The sequence below is a fragment of the Staphylococcus gallinarum genome (assembly GCF_029774255.1).
Lineage (GTDB): Bacteria > Bacillota > Bacilli > Staphylococcales > Staphylococcaceae > Staphylococcus > Staphylococcus gallinarum.
Genome location: NZ_CP069082.1, coordinates 1,825,052 through 1,841,412 on the forward strand (window position 1 = coordinate 1,825,052; position 16,361 = coordinate 1,841,412).

Sequence of the window (16,361 nt, forward strand, 5' to 3'; positions counted from 1 at the left end):
GCGCAAATTTATGATTACCAGATATGCTCTTCAGATTTGTATTTTTACCATATGTCAAATTAAACAGTGATAAACAAAACAAAAAGAATTACATCACCAATACTTTCGATGGGGATGTAATTCTTTTTTTGAACTATTTTTATGATTGATTTATTTATAAGTTAAACTAAATTCTTTTCCTTACAAAGTTGTTAAATTATCTAATTGTTGCACCTTGTTGTTGTAACGCTGTTAAGATATCTTCATGTACTGCATTTACCTTATCATCAGTCAATGTTTGTTCAACATCTAAGTATGATAATCTAATTGCAATTGATTTCTCATCCTCTGCAACATGTTCACCTTCATAAACATCAAATACTTGTGCATTTTGAAGTATATCTCCACCATGTGCTTCGATTTCTTTAACAAGCGTTGCGGATGGCACGTCTCGATTTATCACTAATGCAATGTCTCTTGATACTCCAGGGAAACGAGGAATTGGACGATAGTTAATATATCCAACTGAAACTGACATTAATTTATCGTAATTCAATTCAAAGACATAAGTACGTTTTAAGTCATATTCCTTTTCAACTTTTGGATGTAATTCACCAACAAAGCCTATAGTTTCACCATTTAATTTAACAATTGCAGTTCTACCTGGATGTAAGCCTGCAATTTCACCTGCTTCATAATCAAATTGAATATCTAATTTTTCTGCTATACGATCTACGATACCTTTAGCAATAAAGAAATCTATTTCTTCCTTTTTTCCTTGCCAAGTATTAACTGTGTAATCACCAGTTAAGATCCCACTTAGGTACTCAACTTCATCTGGTAATTCACCTTCACCATTACCAAAGAATACATTACCTAGTTCATAAAGTCGGACATCAGCATTTTTACGTGCAACATTATAAGCAACTGCATCAATAAGGTGAGGAATCAAACTTTGTCTCAATGTTGAATGAGCTTCACTCATTGGCATTAACAAGCCGATTGTATCACGCGTTTCTAATGCAAAGTCTTGCGCTCTCTCTTTATCGACTAAAGAATAATTAATTGCTTGGCTTAAGCCTGCACCCTCTAGTGTTTCTTTTACAATACGTGATTTAGCTTGTTTATCAGTCAAAGCACCATGTGTTACATGTTCAAATACCGGCAATGTTGAAGGTATTTCATCATAACCATAAATTCTTGCAATTTCTTCAATTAAGTCTTCCTTAATCGTAATATCTTTACGTCTAGACGGAACCTTGACAGTTAATTCATTATTATTCTTCGTCGTCTCAAAGCCAAGTTGCACAAAAATAGACTCGATTTCTTCAACAGTCAATTCAAAGCCAATTGTATTATTCACTTTATCAACTGAAATATTAATTGGTGTGACGAATGAACCTAAATCACCTTGTGCTACATTATCTGATAAAACTTGTCCATTAGCATACGTTTCTAATAAGTAACAAGCTCGATCGACTGCCTCATTTACAAATTCTGTAGCAATTCCCTTTTCAAAGCGACTAGACGCTTCACTTCTTAAATTCAATCGTCTTGAAGTATGACGAATAGATACCGGATTAAAAATAGCGCCCTCAATTACAACATGCTTTGTAGCCTCTGTTACTTCTGAAAAATCGCCACCCATTACGCCTGCAATGGCAATTGGCGTTTCGCCATTAGTTATAACTATGTCAGATGCTAGTAATGATCTTTCTTGATTATCTAAAGTAGTCATCGTTTCATTCTCATGAGCTTGACGTACTTCGATATGATTTGAACCAATTTGTTCTTGATCAAACATGTGTAAAGGTTGACCGTATTCTAATAGTACATAATTTGAAATATCAACCACATTATTGATAGGTCGAATACCAGCTTTAATTAATCTCATTTGCATCCATTCAGGTGAAGGTGCAATCGTAACATTTTTAACAATACGTGCACTGTAATATGGGACTTTATCAGAATCTTGAACAGTCACTGACAGTTCCTCAGCAGCTTGTTGTGATAATGCTTCTGTTTTAGTCTTTGGTTTATTCATTGCAACGTTGTATAATGCAGCGACTTCATATGCTGTACCCACCATACTTAATGCATCTGCTCTATTTGGTGTAAGATCAAATTCCATTACTTGGTCATCTAAATATAGTGCTTTAAGTGCATCTGTTCCTGGCTCTACCTCTGTAGAAAACACATAAATACCATCTTCAAAGGCTTTAGGCACTAAGTTGCTTGATAAACCTAATTCTTGTAACGAACAAATCATACCTTCTGAGCGTTCTCCACGTAGTTTCGCTCGCTTAATCTTGATACCACCCGGTAATCTACCACCAACTGTAGCGACGATTACTGTTTGTCCTGCATCTACATTTGGTGCGCCACAAACAATTTGCACGAGTTCACTTTCGCCAATATCTACCTGACAAATATTTAGTTTATCCGCATCTGGATGTGGTGCGATTTCTTTAATTTTACCGACAACTAATTTTTTAATTTCTTTTGTATAATCGATAATGTCATCTACTTCGATACCCGTACGTGTAATTTTTTCTGCTAATTCGTTTATTGGTTGATCAATTTCAACATATGTCTCTAACCATTCTTTAGAAATAAACATTATTTTTCACCTCTATCTTCTACTGCTTTAAATTGATTCAAGAATCTTACATCATTAGTATAGAAATGACGGATATCTTCAATTCCATATTTCAACATAGCGATTCTATCAGGCCCCATACCAAACGCAAATCCTGAATATTTATTTGAATCGAATCCAGCCTTCTCAAGTACGTTCGGGTGAACCATCCCTGCACCTAAGATTTCAATCCAACCTGTTTGTTTACATACATTACATCCTGAGCCACCACATTTGAAACATGACACATCTACTTCAACTGATGGCTCTGTGAATGGAAAATAACTTGGTCTTAGACGTATTTCACGATCTTCCCCAAACAATTGTTTAGCTAAAAGTTCTAATGTCCCTTTAAGATCACTCATCTTAATATTCTCGTCTACCACTAATCCTTCGATTTGAGTAAATTGGTGACTGTGTGTCGCATCATCAGAGTCTCGACGATACACTTTCCCTGGACATAGAATTTTAACTGGACCTTCACCATTTCGTTGTTCCATCGTTCTTGCTTGTACAGGCGATGTATGTGTACGCATCAGAATCTCGTCCGTTATATAAAAGCTATCTTGCATATCTCTTGCCGGGTGAGATTTCGGTAAATTTAAAGCTTCAAAGTTATAATAGTCCTGTTCAACTTCAAATCCTTCAACAATTTCATATCCTAATCCTAAAAATAGGTCTTCGATTTCTTCAACTGTACGTGTTAATGGATGTTTGGCACCAATAGACATTTTTCTACTTGGTAATGTCACATCGATTTTTTCAGCCTTTAATTGTCGTTCTAATTCTTCATTTGCTAGAAGTTCACGACGTGATTCTATTTCACCTTCGATTGTTTGTCTAACTTCATTAACTTGTTGTCCATATGCTGGTTTTTCCTCATTAGGTAAATCTTTCATATGTTTCATTAACCCTGTTACAGAACCCTTTTTACCTAAATATTTCACTTTTACATCTTGTAATTCTTTTTCATTTTTAGCTTCATTTATATCGACTAATGCCTGTTGCTTAATTTCAGTCATCGCTTCAGTTTGTGCCATGATTTAACCTCCATTTGTCTATTTTCTTGTTAAGTAAAACCAATAAAAATACAAAAAAGACTTTCATCCCGTTGAAACTGGGACGAAAGCCTTCCGTGGTACCACCCAAATTTATGCATAAGCATACACTTGTAATTATTGATAACGGAGTCATTTCCGACTTAAATCTCTTTAAGTAACCAAAAAGGTGAAAAAAACTAAATGTAGAGATATATCTTTCAGTCTACGGATATACTCCCTTGTGCTACTACATTATTTTAGTTTACGTCTTTTTATTGGTTCATATTCTACTGTTTAACATTACTTTTATTATATACGATTTTCATTTAAAGGGTCAACCTTTCAAATGATAAATCAAGATACTGCCAGCAATAGCAACATTTAAACTCTCTGCTTTTCCATAAATTGGAATTGTTAGGTTTTGAGTTGTTTGCGCCAATAATTGTTGCGACACACCTTCTCCTTCATTACCTAATAATAATGCAAAGTGTTCTTTCGCACTTATCTCGTGAAATGAAACAGCTTCTTCTAATGCCGTTCCGTACACTGGTCCATCAAACGAATCTATAAATGATTCTAAAGAATCAATGATAATCGGTAAATGGAACACACTACCTTGACTGGCTCTTAATACTTTGTCCTGGTATGGATCTGCAGTGCCCTTTTCTAACACAATTAAATCTATACCTGCAGCATCTGCAGTACGAATTAAAGTACCTAAGTTCCCTGGGTCTTGTATACGATCAATCAACAATACTTGCTTTGCTGTTGTTGTTTCATAATTAGGTTTTTCAATTACAGCAAAAAAACCTTGTGGTGTCACAGTTCCAGATAATGCTTCTGCAACTTTTAAATTTATTTCAAATACTTCCTCTGCATATTCAATTAAATCTGAGCTAATTCTAGAAGTATCTACTATAAATAATTGTTTTATCGTTAACTTACTTTGATAAGCTTCTTCGATAAGGTGATAGCCTTCGATAAGGGCTTGACCTGTTTTGTCTCGATCTTTTTTCTTTTTGAGTTTATTTGCATTTTTAACTTTACTATTTTGTGCGGACGTAATCATTTCCATAGCATAGCCTCTTTATTTTCATATTTTAACTTTTAAAAAGTTGTAAGATATTTGTACGTATATTTTTTATAAAGGATAACAAGAAATGTTCCTTTTCAATTAAGATGTTATTTCCTGTATAGTCTACTATATCACCTTTTTCAGGTGAAATCGTCTCTTGTAATTTGATTTTTAGCGTATGTGCTTTAGCGATATCTTTTCGATCCATAATTTGAAAATGTATATGTGGTTCTGATGTGTTACCTGAATTACCTACTTTCGCAATATGTTGTCCGCGAAAGATTTCATCTCCTACTGATACATTTAGTGAATTAGGCTTTAAATGTGCAATTAAACTATATTCATGTTTTGCATGCTTAATTATAATATAATTACCTTGTGGATGTTTTACATTAAATTCTCCAGGTACACAATCTGGAATACCATCAACAACTTCTACAACTTCACCATTAGCTGGTGCAACGACAGTTAAGTTGTAGGCATAGTAATTAGTTAATTGATTAGGGCTACCTTGATAGCTACATTGATCTTTTAACTTCACTAAATCAATAGCATGTTTGTAACGTTTATAATGGAAGTGATGATTTAATAATTCATTATCTCCGCCGGCAATAACCGTCCACGCTTCTTCAATTGGCATAGTATATTGCAGTTTGGAATACTTTGCACTATCTTGATGTTGTATAGGTAATAATGCAAAACCAATTATTTCATTATATTTATTCAATGTAACACTAACACCCGTTGTCCTCTTGTCATCGAACCACAGATATTCGTCTTGTCTGTTTATATGTATATGTTTGTAGAATGAATTCACACTTCTTTTCTCATTATATACTTTTAGTAGCTTTTCCAATTCTAATAGCGCAGATACTTCTTGAAAATCTTCGCTAAAATGATTATATATCCAGTTGACATCACTATTCTCAATTTTTTCAATAATTTTTTGCGGATTCATTGCTTCCATTGATTTCACACAACCTATCGCTCGATATCAAATTTACATCTATATAAATAAAAAATCGCTCAAAAATTATTTAGTGAATAATTAATGAACGATATTAAAAGACTTTCATCAAGTCATTAAATTAATGAAATTATTTTGATACAACTTCTTCACCATTGTATGAACCACAGTTCTTACATACGCGGTGAGATAATTTGTATTCTCCACAATTTGGGCATTCTGTCATACCAGGTACTGAAATTTTGAAATGAGTACGACGTTTGTTTTTTCTTGTTTTAGACGTTCTTCTTTTTGGTACTGCCATGATTAATCCTCCTTATATTCAAACACTAAAATAGTTATTTTCAGATTCAATAATCTATTATACTATAGATTACAAAATTCTGCTATTGCTCTTCGTCATATAATTGTTGTAGTTTTTGAAGCCTAGGATCGATTTGCTGAGACTCAGATTCTTCTGCTTCTTTCGCATTCTCAATCGCTTGCTCTTCGTCAATAACTTCCCAACCATTACCCTCACGTAACATTTGATCACTATTATCTGCGAAAACACGCATTGGCTTTTCAATGATAACTAATTCTTCAGCAATATCCTTTAGATTTATCATGCCATCTGATGCATCATGATAATGTTCATCTTCATCGTCATCACCATACTGATTATACCCTTCTAGATCAAATACTTCTTGAGATCTGATATCTAAAGGAACATCTACTGGAACTAACGTACGCGCACAAGCCATCGTATATGTTCCTGTAACATGCATATCTGCAATGACTTCATTTGATTTTACTGTCAATTCGCCATCAACATTTATTTCAGATAAATCTATTAAATCTAATGATTTTACTAAATGATCAAAATTCACCGTTTGATTGAATTCAAAAGGTTTATCTTGGAATTTTCTTAATTGCGTTATTGACCATTTCATATGGCTTCACCTCTAACAAGCACAAAATTTATTTTAACTTTATAGATATAAGTTGTCAAGATTTTTTCTTAACACAATTATATCTGTTACAATATCTATAATGAATTCTGAAAGGAAGAAATGCAAATGAAAAGCGTTGCACTAGTCACTGAATATAATCCTTTCCACAATGGTCACTTATACCATGCAGAGAAATCAAAGTCAATCACTGATTCTGAAATTTCTATAGCAATCATGAGTGGAAACTTTGTTATGCGAGGAGAACCTGCAATTTATAATAAATTTACTCGAACTCAGATGGCGCTACATGCTGTGGATTTAGTCGTAGAGCTTCCTGCTCATGCTTCACTATCAGCTGGAAGCTATTTTGGTGATGCCGCAGTACGCGTAGCTAATTATTTAAATGTCGACCACCTTGCATTTGGTAGCGAATCGGGCGATATTAATGCTTTTTTAAATCTCGCTGAACAAATGCAAAAAATTGAACAAACCTCAGCCTTTGCTCAAAAAATTAAAGAAGGCAAAAGCTACCCGCGCATACTTAGTGAATTAATTTCAGATAACCATTTATTAACTGAACCTAATAACACTTTAGGGATTTCATATGTTAAAGCCATACAAAAGCATGGCTTTAATATTAATCCAGTTACCATAAAAAGACACGCATCAAAACACCACGATAGTAAAATACAACATATGCACTTTGCAAGTGGTACATCAATCCGACAATCTCTCCAACTTGAAGATCAGGATTGGCAAAACGTAGTTCCATCTCAAATAAAACATTTATACCATTCAAATATTGTGACAACTGAGCGCACATTTAATTACTTAAAGTATGCATTATTAACTCAGAGTCCCTCAAGTTTACAAAATATCTACACAATGACTGAAGGTTTAGAACATAGGCTAAAAGATTTAATCTTGCAAGCAACTTCATTCGAATCATATATGCAGTTAATCAAGACCAAACGCTATACCTATACACATTTACAGCGTGTACTGATGAATGTATTGCTAGATTACACTTATGATGACATACCAACACAAATAGACTCTGTTCGTATACTAGGAATGAATCAACGTGGCCAAAAATACTTAAAATACCTTAAACAACAATTTCCAGACCGAAATTTTGTAACACAAATCAATAAACGTAATGCCATGACATTTAAAAACGAAATTAAGAGTACGAACATCTATAATTTATTATCCAATGATACAGCTAACGACTTTAACACACACGTCATTTTTTAGCCCCACTTCTCGATTTTATCGAGATTAGTGGGGCTTATGCATGAGGCTACTCATGTATTCCTCTATTCACTTCTCGATTTTATCGAGATTAGTCGGGCTTTTGCTTGAGGCTACTCATGTATTCCTCTATTCACTTCTCGATTTTATCGAGATTAGTCGGGCTTTTGCATGAGCACTCTCATGTATTCCTCTATCCACTTCTCGATTTTATCGAGATTAGTGGGGCTTATGCATGAGGCTACTCATGTATTCCTCTATTCACTTCTCGATTTTATCGAGATTAGTGGGGCCTTTGCTTGAGGCTACTCATGTATTCCTCTATTCACTTCTCGATTTTATCGAGATTAGTGGGGCTTATGCATGAGGCTACTCATGTATTCCTCTATTCACTTCTCGATTTTATCGAGATTAGTCGGGCTTTTGCTTGAGGCTACTCATGTATTCCTCTATTCACTTCTCGATTTTATCGAGATTAGTCGGGCTTATGCATGAGGCTACTCATGTATTCACCCTTTTATCAATTGTTCTCGCAATTAAACAGCAAAAAACACCAACCTTTGATGGCTTCATCAAATTTGTTGGTGTCACTGTATTATCTTATTTCTTGAATTTTTCATTTAATGCCTTTTCAACATGTTCAGGCACAAAATCAGATACATTTGCTTTATATGCAGCAACTTCCTTTACTACGCTAGAACTGATAAATGAATAATTAGTGCTAGTCATCATATACATTGTTTCAACATTACTATTTAACTTTTTATTCATTGAAGTTAAGCGTAATTCATATTCAAAATCACTAACAGCTCTTAATCCTCTAATGATAGTTTGAGCACCAATTTGGTCACAAAAATCTACCAATAATCCATCAAAATGATGCACCGTCACATTATCTAAATGTTTAACTGAAGCTTCTATCAAATCTATTCGTTCTTCTACAGTAAATGTACCCGCCTTACTACTATTTCTTAACACACAAATATGCAATTCATCAAAACGATCCGCACTTCTATCAATGATATCAATGTGCCCATATGTAATCGGATCGAAACTACCTGGTATGACTGCTTTAGTTCTAGACATTTTAATCTCCCTTTTCTAATAACAAAGTGTCTGTTAAACCATAATGATATTGTTTAATCTCTCGGAATGGTTCAGTTTTTATTTTTTCATGATGATTAAACTCACAAACGATAATACCATTTTCTTTTAATAAATTAAACTTTGCAATTTGCTCTAAAGCATCATCAATCAACCCTTTTTCATATGGCGGATCTAAAAATATTACATCGAATTGGATTTCACGCTTGGCTAAGGCTTTTAATGCACGTTCTGCATTATTTTTATATACCTCAGCTTGACTTGCAATATTTAAATGGTCTAAATTGCGCTTAATCACTTTAACTGCTTTAAAATTTTGATCAACAAATATTACTTTTTCCATACCGCGTGACAGTGCTTCTATACCTAAAGCACCACTACCTGCAAATAAATCTAACCCTAATCCTGAAACATCATGCAAGCTGTTAAATATCCCTTCTTTGACTTTATCCATTGTTGGTCGTGTGTTACGACCTTCGATGCTCTCTAATGGCTTGCTTTTATGTATTCCAGATATAACTCTCATTTCAACACTTCCATTCTTAAATTATATTCTTTATAATTCATAAGCAAGGAGGAACATAGCTTATGAAACAATCTTTTATTAAAATTGGTGAAGGTTTAACAGATTTATTTGAATTTAATACACTTATCGAATATAACTATGCCCGCATAGATTATATTGTTTACTTTCATACACCGACTTCCGAACACCAACGATCATCTGTAGCCATTATCATGAAACCAACAAGTGGTCGACATTTCCAAGCCATGTATATCATGATTAATGCCTTGAATTATCCATATCCAAATTCCAATAAGAAATTTGAACTAATTAATCAACAGGCTGAGCAGTACAATATAGAAATAAAGGGTGTAGATGTAAAACCACCTGAGACATTTCATGATATAGAACTATATTATAATTATTTAATTAGCGTACTAAGATTACAGCGTTGGATTCCGCCATTACAATAATGTAGCTACAAACCTATGTTTCACTGTACGCAAAGCAAATACATTAAGGCTCTTATTTATGAAAATTCATGTTGTTCCTTTTCATAATGCTTTTTTAAATATTTATAAGGAGAGCCTTCTATTTCTTTCACATACTTTAGTTTCATCAATTTAGTAACTATTTGATCTGAGTCACTTTCATTGATATACATTACAACATAACGTTGCTTTTTATTAGAACTTACGATATGACCAAATTTTCTAATTTGTCTTTCATGTTTCATATGTTTTAAATATATAATTAAACTTGTTCTAGGCACAATATTCATTTTCTTCTCACTCCATTTATTAGCCCTTTTATGATATCATTTCCTATTATTTTTATAAATAACAATTATTTTGCAGTTGAACAATCTTTTGCTATATTACTAAGTATATTTATGTACTAAGGAGGATTTGTACATGTCAAAATTTAATAAAATGTTTAAAGGATCATTCATTGGCTTAGCAGGTATAGTAGGTAGCTTGCTGTTCATTAATAAATATAAAAGAAAGCCTGAAAATTTACCGACACATCATTTTTATAGTCAAACAGCACCCTATATTCTAGCCAATCGCGGTGGATCAGCTGTTAGACCTGAAAATACTAAACTCGCATTTGATAATGCAATTGCTCATAATATAGATGGATTCGCTGTTGGTGTTACCCTGACTAAAGATGATCAAGTCATCGTTTTCAATAGCACCTCATTAGATGCAACAACAAATGGCTCAGGTACAGTGAGTGAACATACGCTTAACGAAATAAAAAAATTAGATGCAGGATACTATTTTACTGATATCAATGGTCAGACACCTTATCGTAACCATAAAGACGCTACTATATTAACCTTAACAGAATTATTAACTTATTATCCAAATGCTAAGGTAAATATTCATTTAATTAATCAATCAACACAACAACGAAACTACCTGATTTGCAAAAAAGTAAATACCATAATTAATGAATATAATTCAGATAATCGTATAGTAATCGGCAGCAATCAAGGAAAAATAATTGATTATTTCAGACACCTTAACCCGAATACAGCAATTGCTGCTAGCAAGAATGATATGATGAAGGGATTTATCCATTTTTATTTAGGTGCTGGCAATTTATTTGCTACAAAAGCACATACCTTTATTCTACCAATTGAACGAAATGGTATAAAATTTAATTCACCACGTTTTATTCACTGGTTAAATGAGCGCAATATCGTTCCTGGATATTGTCATGTTAATAATTTGGATTTGATGAATGACTTAGTCTATCATGGCGCACATACTTTAATTACTGATCGCCCAGACCTTGCAGAGCGCTTTAAACTAACTTATAAATAATCTTGGCTATTATAAAAGGTCGAAGATATAAAGTTTTCGGACAAGTAAAAAAAGGCAATTTCTATTGAAATTATATAGAAATTGCCTTTTTTAATATTCATTTAGAATGATAGCATGTGGCACTATAGTAATGTTTGAATTCATATAATTTATTTTCACGGTTTGTTTGTACACTTTTATTAACCTATCGTGACATATTATTTATAGAGATATACTGAATTTTACAACGTTAGTGTATATTGAGTCATTTCTTACTCTGCATATTTAAGACACCTTGTAAATTTAATTTAATAGTGTTTACTAAATAATACGGATAGACCTTATTTTATTAAATACTTTTTAATATAAATCAACATATTAATGCAACGTATTTTGGCGAGACTCCTGTGGGAGCAAGACAAGCTGAAGACTACAGGCTGAAGCTGTCCCCTAGGAAAGCGAGCCAATAATACTAGATATTGAATAAAACAGCACTCAGATAAATTGAATTCAATCATCTGAGTGCTGTTTTTCTGGGATTTAAGCCCAAACACTTACTTTAAATATAAAATTTTTCTATGTTCCGTTACATTATAACGAACAATTACAAGACCCGCCTGTTGAACAGCCACCAGAATCTTTTTGAAAGAAAGGATTTCCTGTTTCAATTTTTACATTTTCCGAGAATGAATAAGCAATTTTAACTATTACCTCATCAATCAAGTCTTGCAATGCAACTTCCTTTTGTTTGTAATCCATGACGACAGGTAACATTTCATATGCACGTTTTCGCTTTCTCGTTTCTAACATTACCTTTTGATAATCCGGATGATATTTACCAAACCTCATAATTTCATCATAATTTTGCTTCGACTTTAAGAAAGCTTGATATAAAAGATGTGCCTCATCATTATCTGACAATGCTTGTTGCGCCGCTTCATATGCTTTATAAATATGCGAATCCACTATTTTATCACTTAGCGCTTCAATATCATCCAATAACGTTAATGTCTCTTCAGTTATCATTCTTGGTCATCTCCTTTCTTCTTTTCACCTACAAATATGAGTGTATAATAGCCTTCCATTACTTCGCCGCCCATTTCATTATACTTTGCATTCAACATTCTAGAGCGATGCGTATCAGAATTCAACCAACTGTGTATTAACGTCGGTACGTCATTAAAGTCATACCCTACATTTTGACTACTATACGTAAATGGTACTTCCTGAGCATTTAATTGATCTCTTAATGCATCTTCAGTAAATTCAGCACTATCATCTTGTCCTGTTGCTTCGTATAAATTAAACGATGCAATGTGTGCTAATTTATTATTAATTTTTAATGGTTGTGTATTCTTTAATTTGCGCATTTCATTAGTTATTTCATAAAGCGTCATCAACTGATTAGAACTTTGAGCGTATGGCGCATTACCGTGTTTACTTTTTACTTCCTTTTCTTCTTTAGAAGTAACCATTTGATATGGTTTAAATTCAGCTAAAGCATCACTATCTAAAAATCGTACCGCAACGATATGATTCGATTGTTGATCTATATAAATTTGAGCATACATATTTTTAAATTTCACTAATGACTGCGTCTTCATGTCAGTATCAGATAATTCCAGTTCATATTTCTTACCATTGGAAGTAATCGTCGGCTCTGGATTAACGCTGAACTTCTCAAACACATGTGCAGCATTATTAGTAATATGTAATGGTTCAACATTAGCCTTTTTACCTGTTGCATAAACAGATTTAATTATGCCATCTTTGGTTGTAACTAAATAATATGCTTCTTTTTCTTTAAATACGTAGTTTTTATAATTATCTTTATATGGATACACACGATCTGCTTGTCCATATTTTTTAGTCAATTTACTTAGACTTTGACCAACCCACGTCCCTACACCATCTTTGGGCATCGGATTTTCAGCAGTATTTTTACTCTTATCAAAATCCTGAGTTTGTGTTGTTTGTGTTGTTTTCGTAGTATTTTTATTGGGATTTTCTAAAACATCAAACTTTAAACGTGGTGAGTAAAATAGATAAATCAGAAAACAAATTAATACTAAAACACCAATAACTTTAATTATCAGTTTCTTCATCGCTCACCCACCTATTAGCATGTTAGGTTCATTGTACATGGAATTTCATATAACAAGCAAGATAAGACTCTGTATTTGCAAAATCTTCATATAAACGTTATACACAATTTAAATTATGGGTATATGTGCAACAGAGGTGAAATAATAATGACGGATATTAGAATTCATGGAGCAAAACAGAACAATCTTAAAAATATATCAGTCGATATACCAAAGCACAAAATCACCGTGTTCACTGGTCGTTCTGGCTCAGGCAAATCATCTTTAGTATTTAATACCATTGCTGCAGAGTCTGAACGCTTATTAAATGAAACATATTCAACATACATTCAACACCAATTAACACAATATACTAAACCGCATGTAGATTTAATAGAAAACCTACCAGTTTCTATGGTAATCAACCAAAAAAGATTAGGTGGGCATGCACGTTCTACGGTCGGCACAATTTCAGATATATATGCTTCAGTAAGATTATTATGGTCGAGAATTGGTGAACCATTTGTGGGTTATTCAGACATCTTTTCTTTCAATAATCCTAAAGGAATGTGTCCTACATGTTCTGGCTTAGGTTATGTAGAAGATATAGACTTAAATGAACTCATTGATTTTAATAAATCATTAAATGAAGATGCGATACGTTTCCCATCATTTAGGCCAGACAGCTGGCGTGGTAAGCGATATTTATACTCTGGTTTATTTGATAATGATAAAAAGTTAAAAGATTACACAGAAGAAGAATTAAATACTTTTTTATATACTGAACCTAAAAAATTAAAAAACCCACCTTCAAATTGGCCAAAAACTGCAAAATTCGAAGGACTTATCCATCGTTTCAGACGATCTTTTTTATTAAATGATAACTTTGAGAAAAATAAATTCAAGTCTGACATCGAACGTGTTGTATCTTCAAAATCTTGCCCTACTTGTAATGGTAAGCGATTAAATCAAAAGGTATTACAATGTAAAATCAACGAATTAGATATTGCAGATTTTACTGCGCTATCTATTGATGAGGCAATTTCATTTATTGCTAAGTTAACATCTGATAAAGCTAAGACAATTATCGAACCATTATTAAAGCAACTGCAGTCGTTAAGTTATATTGGCTTAAATTATCTGACTTTATCGCGTGAAACTAAATCCTTATCAGGTGGAGAATCACAACGTATTAAACTTATTCGACATTTAAATAGTCCATTAACTGATTTAGTATATATTATTGATGAACCGAGCATTGGCCTACATCCAGAGGATATTAGACGCATAAATGAAATCATTATCTCTCTGAAAGATAAAGGTAATACTGTACTTGTTGTCGAACACGATCCAGACGTAATTTGTATTGCTGACCATATTATCGATTTAGGACCTTTAGCTGGTAAGAATGGTGGGACTATTACCTTTGAAGGTCCGTATCAGCAGTTACTAAATACTACTTCATCTAGTGGTATCGCTTTACGTAAAAATCATAAGTTAAAACCTCAACCCCGCGAATCTCAAGACTTTATCAATTTAAATCATATAACGAAAAATAATTTGATTGATGTTTCGGTCCAAATCCCTAAAAATGTAATGACTGTGGTTACAGGGGTTGCTGGTTCAGGTAAGAGCACATTAATTTCAACTGGATTGAAATATTTTGATAACAGTATTTTCATTGATCAAAAGCCTATACATGCATCTAGCCGTTCAAATCTATTAACTTATTTAAATATTTTTGATGCTGTAAGAGAATACTTTAGTGACCAAACTGGTTTAAAGAAATCATTGTTCAGCTATAATTCTGAAGGTGCTTGTCCTGAATGTCATGGTAAAGGAATTATAAAAACTGAACTAGCCTTTATGCCTGACTTCACACAAGTATGTGACGTTTGTAACGGACAACGCTATAAACCAGAAGTATTAGAAGCTAAAGTTAATAATCATTCTATCGCTGATATTTTGAATTTGACAATAGATGAAGCGCTAGCCTTCTTTGCAGAGAATATTGATATAGAGCAACCTTTACACGCTTTGAAATCTACCGGTTTGAATTATATGACACTAGGTCAAACACTCGATACGCTATCTGGAGGTGAAATTCAACGTGTAAAATTAAGTAAATATTTGACAAAACCTGTAGAGAATCAAATATTTGTATTCGACGAACCCACTACAGGATTACACGAAGATGATATTCCAATATTATTAGACTGTTTTAATAATTTAATTGCTGAGAATAATACACTTATAATTATTGAACATAATTTAACAATGATGACACAAGCTGATTGGATAGTAGATATTGGACCTTATGCAGGTGCTAACGGAGGACAGTGCTTGTATCAAGGATACCCAGCAGGTTTGCTTTCTGTCGAACAATCCCTAACAGCTAAGCATTTACAACGCTATATAAAATAAAAAAAGAGGTGTGCCTATTGGCTCACCTCTTTAGTCTTAATATTGCCCAATATAAGACTAACAATTTCATTTATTAATAGTGTTATAAACCTAATGTTGCTTTAATCAATGATGTCGTTTCTCCACCCGGATATAAAACATAGAGTAATACATAAACTGCGACACCTGTGATTGCCGTAAAGAACCAGATAATTGATGCGATTGGTCCAATTCTTCTATGGATCTTTAACTTATCCTTTAACGCAGTAATAATCTGTACTGCACCTAAGATACCACCGATTGTAGCTAAATTAATATGGAATATTAAAAAGATTGTATAATAAAGTTTTACGGAATCTGGTCCGCCAAAAGCAGTATTACCTATAAAGATTGTTCTAGAAGCATAAATAATAAAGAATGCGAGAGCAAAAAACGCTGCACATAGCATTACCTTTTTATGACTTTCTATTTCCCTTTTCCATATTTTACGCCAACCTATTGCAACAAGGATTGCACTAATAACAATAAAACTCGTACTAATTGTAGGTAAAATTGGTAAATTCATAAAT

16 protein-coding genes are annotated in these 16,361 nt (G+C 33.1%); 4 read left to right on the top strand and 12 right to left on the bottom strand.

Features of this window, described 5'->3' with window-relative positions:
• Nucleotides 1-196: 196 nt before the first annotated feature.
• The 6 genes from pheT to JN168_RS08545 all read right to left on the bottom strand — a co-directional run bounded on the left by pheT (nt 197) and on the right by JN168_RS08545 (nt 6,631).
• Nucleotides 197-2,599 carry a phenylalanine--tRNA ligase subunit beta gene (gene pheT / locus JN168_RS08520; protein WP_232139293.1) on the bottom strand — a complete coding sequence of 801 codons (2,403 nt, stop codon included), beginning with the start codon at nt 2,597-2,599 and terminating at the stop codon, nt 197-199.
• Nucleotides 2,599-3,657, bottom strand: a complete 1,059-nt coding sequence (gene pheS, locus JN168_RS08525) for a phenylalanine--tRNA ligase subunit alpha (RefSeq protein WP_232139294.1) — start codon at nt 3,655-3,657, stop codon at nt 2,599-2,601. Before pheS ends, pheT begins: the two co-directional genes overlap by 1 nt.
• Nucleotides 3,658-3,991: 334 nt before the next feature.
• Entirely contained in the window at nt 3,992-4,732 is a 741-nt protein-coding gene (locus JN168_RS08530; RefSeq protein WP_107512169.1) for a TrmH family RNA methyltransferase, read from the bottom strand.
• 25 nt (nt 4,733-4,757) lie between these two features.
• Nucleotides 4,758-5,699, bottom strand: coding sequence for a M23 family metallopeptidase (locus JN168_RS08535; protein WP_042738961.1), 942 nt, complete (start codon nt 5,697-5,699; stop codon nt 4,758-4,760).
• 130 nt (nt 5,700-5,829) lie between these two features.
• Nucleotides 5,830-6,003: a 50S ribosomal protein L32 gene (gene rpmF, locus JN168_RS08540; RefSeq protein WP_001830121.1), complete on the bottom strand. Its 174-nt coding sequence runs from the start codon at nt 6,001-6,003 to the stop codon at nt 5,830-5,832.
• A gap of 82 nt (nt 6,004-6,085) precedes the next feature.
• Nucleotides 6,086-6,631: a YceD family protein gene (locus tag JN168_RS08545; protein ID WP_279525770.1), complete on the bottom strand. Its 546-nt coding sequence runs from the start codon at nt 6,629-6,631 to the stop codon at nt 6,086-6,088.
• 126 nt (nt 6,632-6,757) lie between these two features.
• Here JN168_RS08545 and JN168_RS08550 point away from each other — a divergent pair, with 126 nt between their 5' ends.
• Nucleotides 6,758-7,888 carry a nucleotidyltransferase gene (locus JN168_RS08550; RefSeq protein ID WP_279525771.1) on the top strand — a complete coding sequence of 377 codons (1,131 nt, stop codon included), beginning with the start codon at nt 6,758-6,760 and terminating at the stop codon, nt 7,886-7,888.
• A gap of 597 nt (nt 7,889-8,485) precedes the next feature.
• On the opposite strand, the gene coaD is transcribed toward JN168_RS08550, so the two are convergent.
• Together coaD and rsmD are read right to left on the bottom strand one after the other, a co-directional pair.
• A complete protein-coding gene (coaD, locus tag JN168_RS08555; protein WP_042738964.1) occupies nt 8,486-8,971 on the bottom strand; it encodes a pantetheine-phosphate adenylyltransferase in 486 nt (161 codons plus the stop codon).
• 1 nt (nt 8,972) lies between these two features.
• Entirely contained in the window at nt 8,973-9,515 is a 543-nt protein-coding gene (gene rsmD / locus JN168_RS08560; protein WP_042738965.1) for a 16S rRNA (guanine(966)-N(2))-methyltransferase RsmD, read from the bottom strand.
• A 62-nt stretch (nt 9,516-9,577) separates the two neighbouring features.
• Here rsmD and JN168_RS08565 point away from each other — a divergent pair, with 62 nt between their 5' ends.
• A complete protein-coding gene (locus tag JN168_RS08565; protein ID WP_042738966.1) occupies nt 9,578-9,967 on the top strand; it encodes a DUF7147 family protein in 390 nt (129 codons plus the stop codon).
• Between the two features lie 56 nt (nt 9,968-10,023).
• Here the strand turns inward: JN168_RS08565 and JN168_RS08570 are convergent, their stop codons facing one another.
• Nucleotides 10,024-10,275, bottom strand: a complete 252-nt coding sequence (locus tag JN168_RS08570) for a YlbG family protein (protein WP_042738967.1) — start codon at nt 10,273-10,275, stop codon at nt 10,024-10,026.
• 133 nt (nt 10,276-10,408) lie between these two features.
• Here JN168_RS08570 and JN168_RS08575 point away from each other — a divergent pair, with 133 nt between their 5' ends.
• On the top strand, nt 10,409-11,326 hold the full coding sequence (locus tag JN168_RS08575; RefSeq protein WP_279525772.1) for a glycerophosphodiester phosphodiesterase family protein: 918 nt from the start codon (nt 10,409-10,411) through the stop codon (nt 11,324-11,326).
• A gap of 570 nt (nt 11,327-11,896) precedes the next feature.
• Here JN168_RS08575 and JN168_RS08580 read toward each other — a convergent pair.
• Both JN168_RS08580 and JN168_RS08585 read right to left on the bottom strand, forming a co-directional pair.
• Nucleotides 11,897-12,331: a YlbF/YmcA family competence regulator gene (locus JN168_RS08580; RefSeq protein ID WP_042738969.1), complete on the bottom strand. Its 435-nt coding sequence runs from the start codon at nt 12,329-12,331 to the stop codon at nt 11,897-11,899.
• The gene (locus tag JN168_RS08585) at nt 12,328-13,410 is read right to left on the bottom strand and encodes a CAP domain-containing protein (RefSeq protein ID WP_042738970.1); all 1,083 of its coding nucleotides are present in this window, start codon (nt 13,408-13,410) and stop codon (nt 12,328-12,330) included. The genes JN168_RS08580 and JN168_RS08585 overlap by 4 nt, the downstream gene beginning before the upstream one ends.
• Before the next feature lie 147 nt (nt 13,411-13,557).
• On the opposite strand from JN168_RS08585, the gene JN168_RS08590 reads away from it, so the two are divergent.
• Nucleotides 13,558-15,813, top strand: coding sequence for an ATP-binding cassette domain-containing protein (locus tag JN168_RS08590; protein WP_279525773.1), 2,256 nt, complete (start codon nt 13,558-13,560; stop codon nt 15,811-15,813).
• Nucleotides 15,814-15,895: 82 nt separating this feature from the next.
• Here JN168_RS08590 and JN168_RS08595 read toward each other — a convergent pair whose 3' ends face one another.
• Nucleotides 15,896-16,357 (bottom strand): DUF420 domain-containing protein, encoded by a 462-nt coding sequence (locus JN168_RS08595; protein WP_042738972.1) that lies wholly within the window; start codon nt 16,355-16,357, stop codon nt 15,896-15,898.
• Nucleotides 16,358-16,361 lie beyond the last annotated feature (4 nt).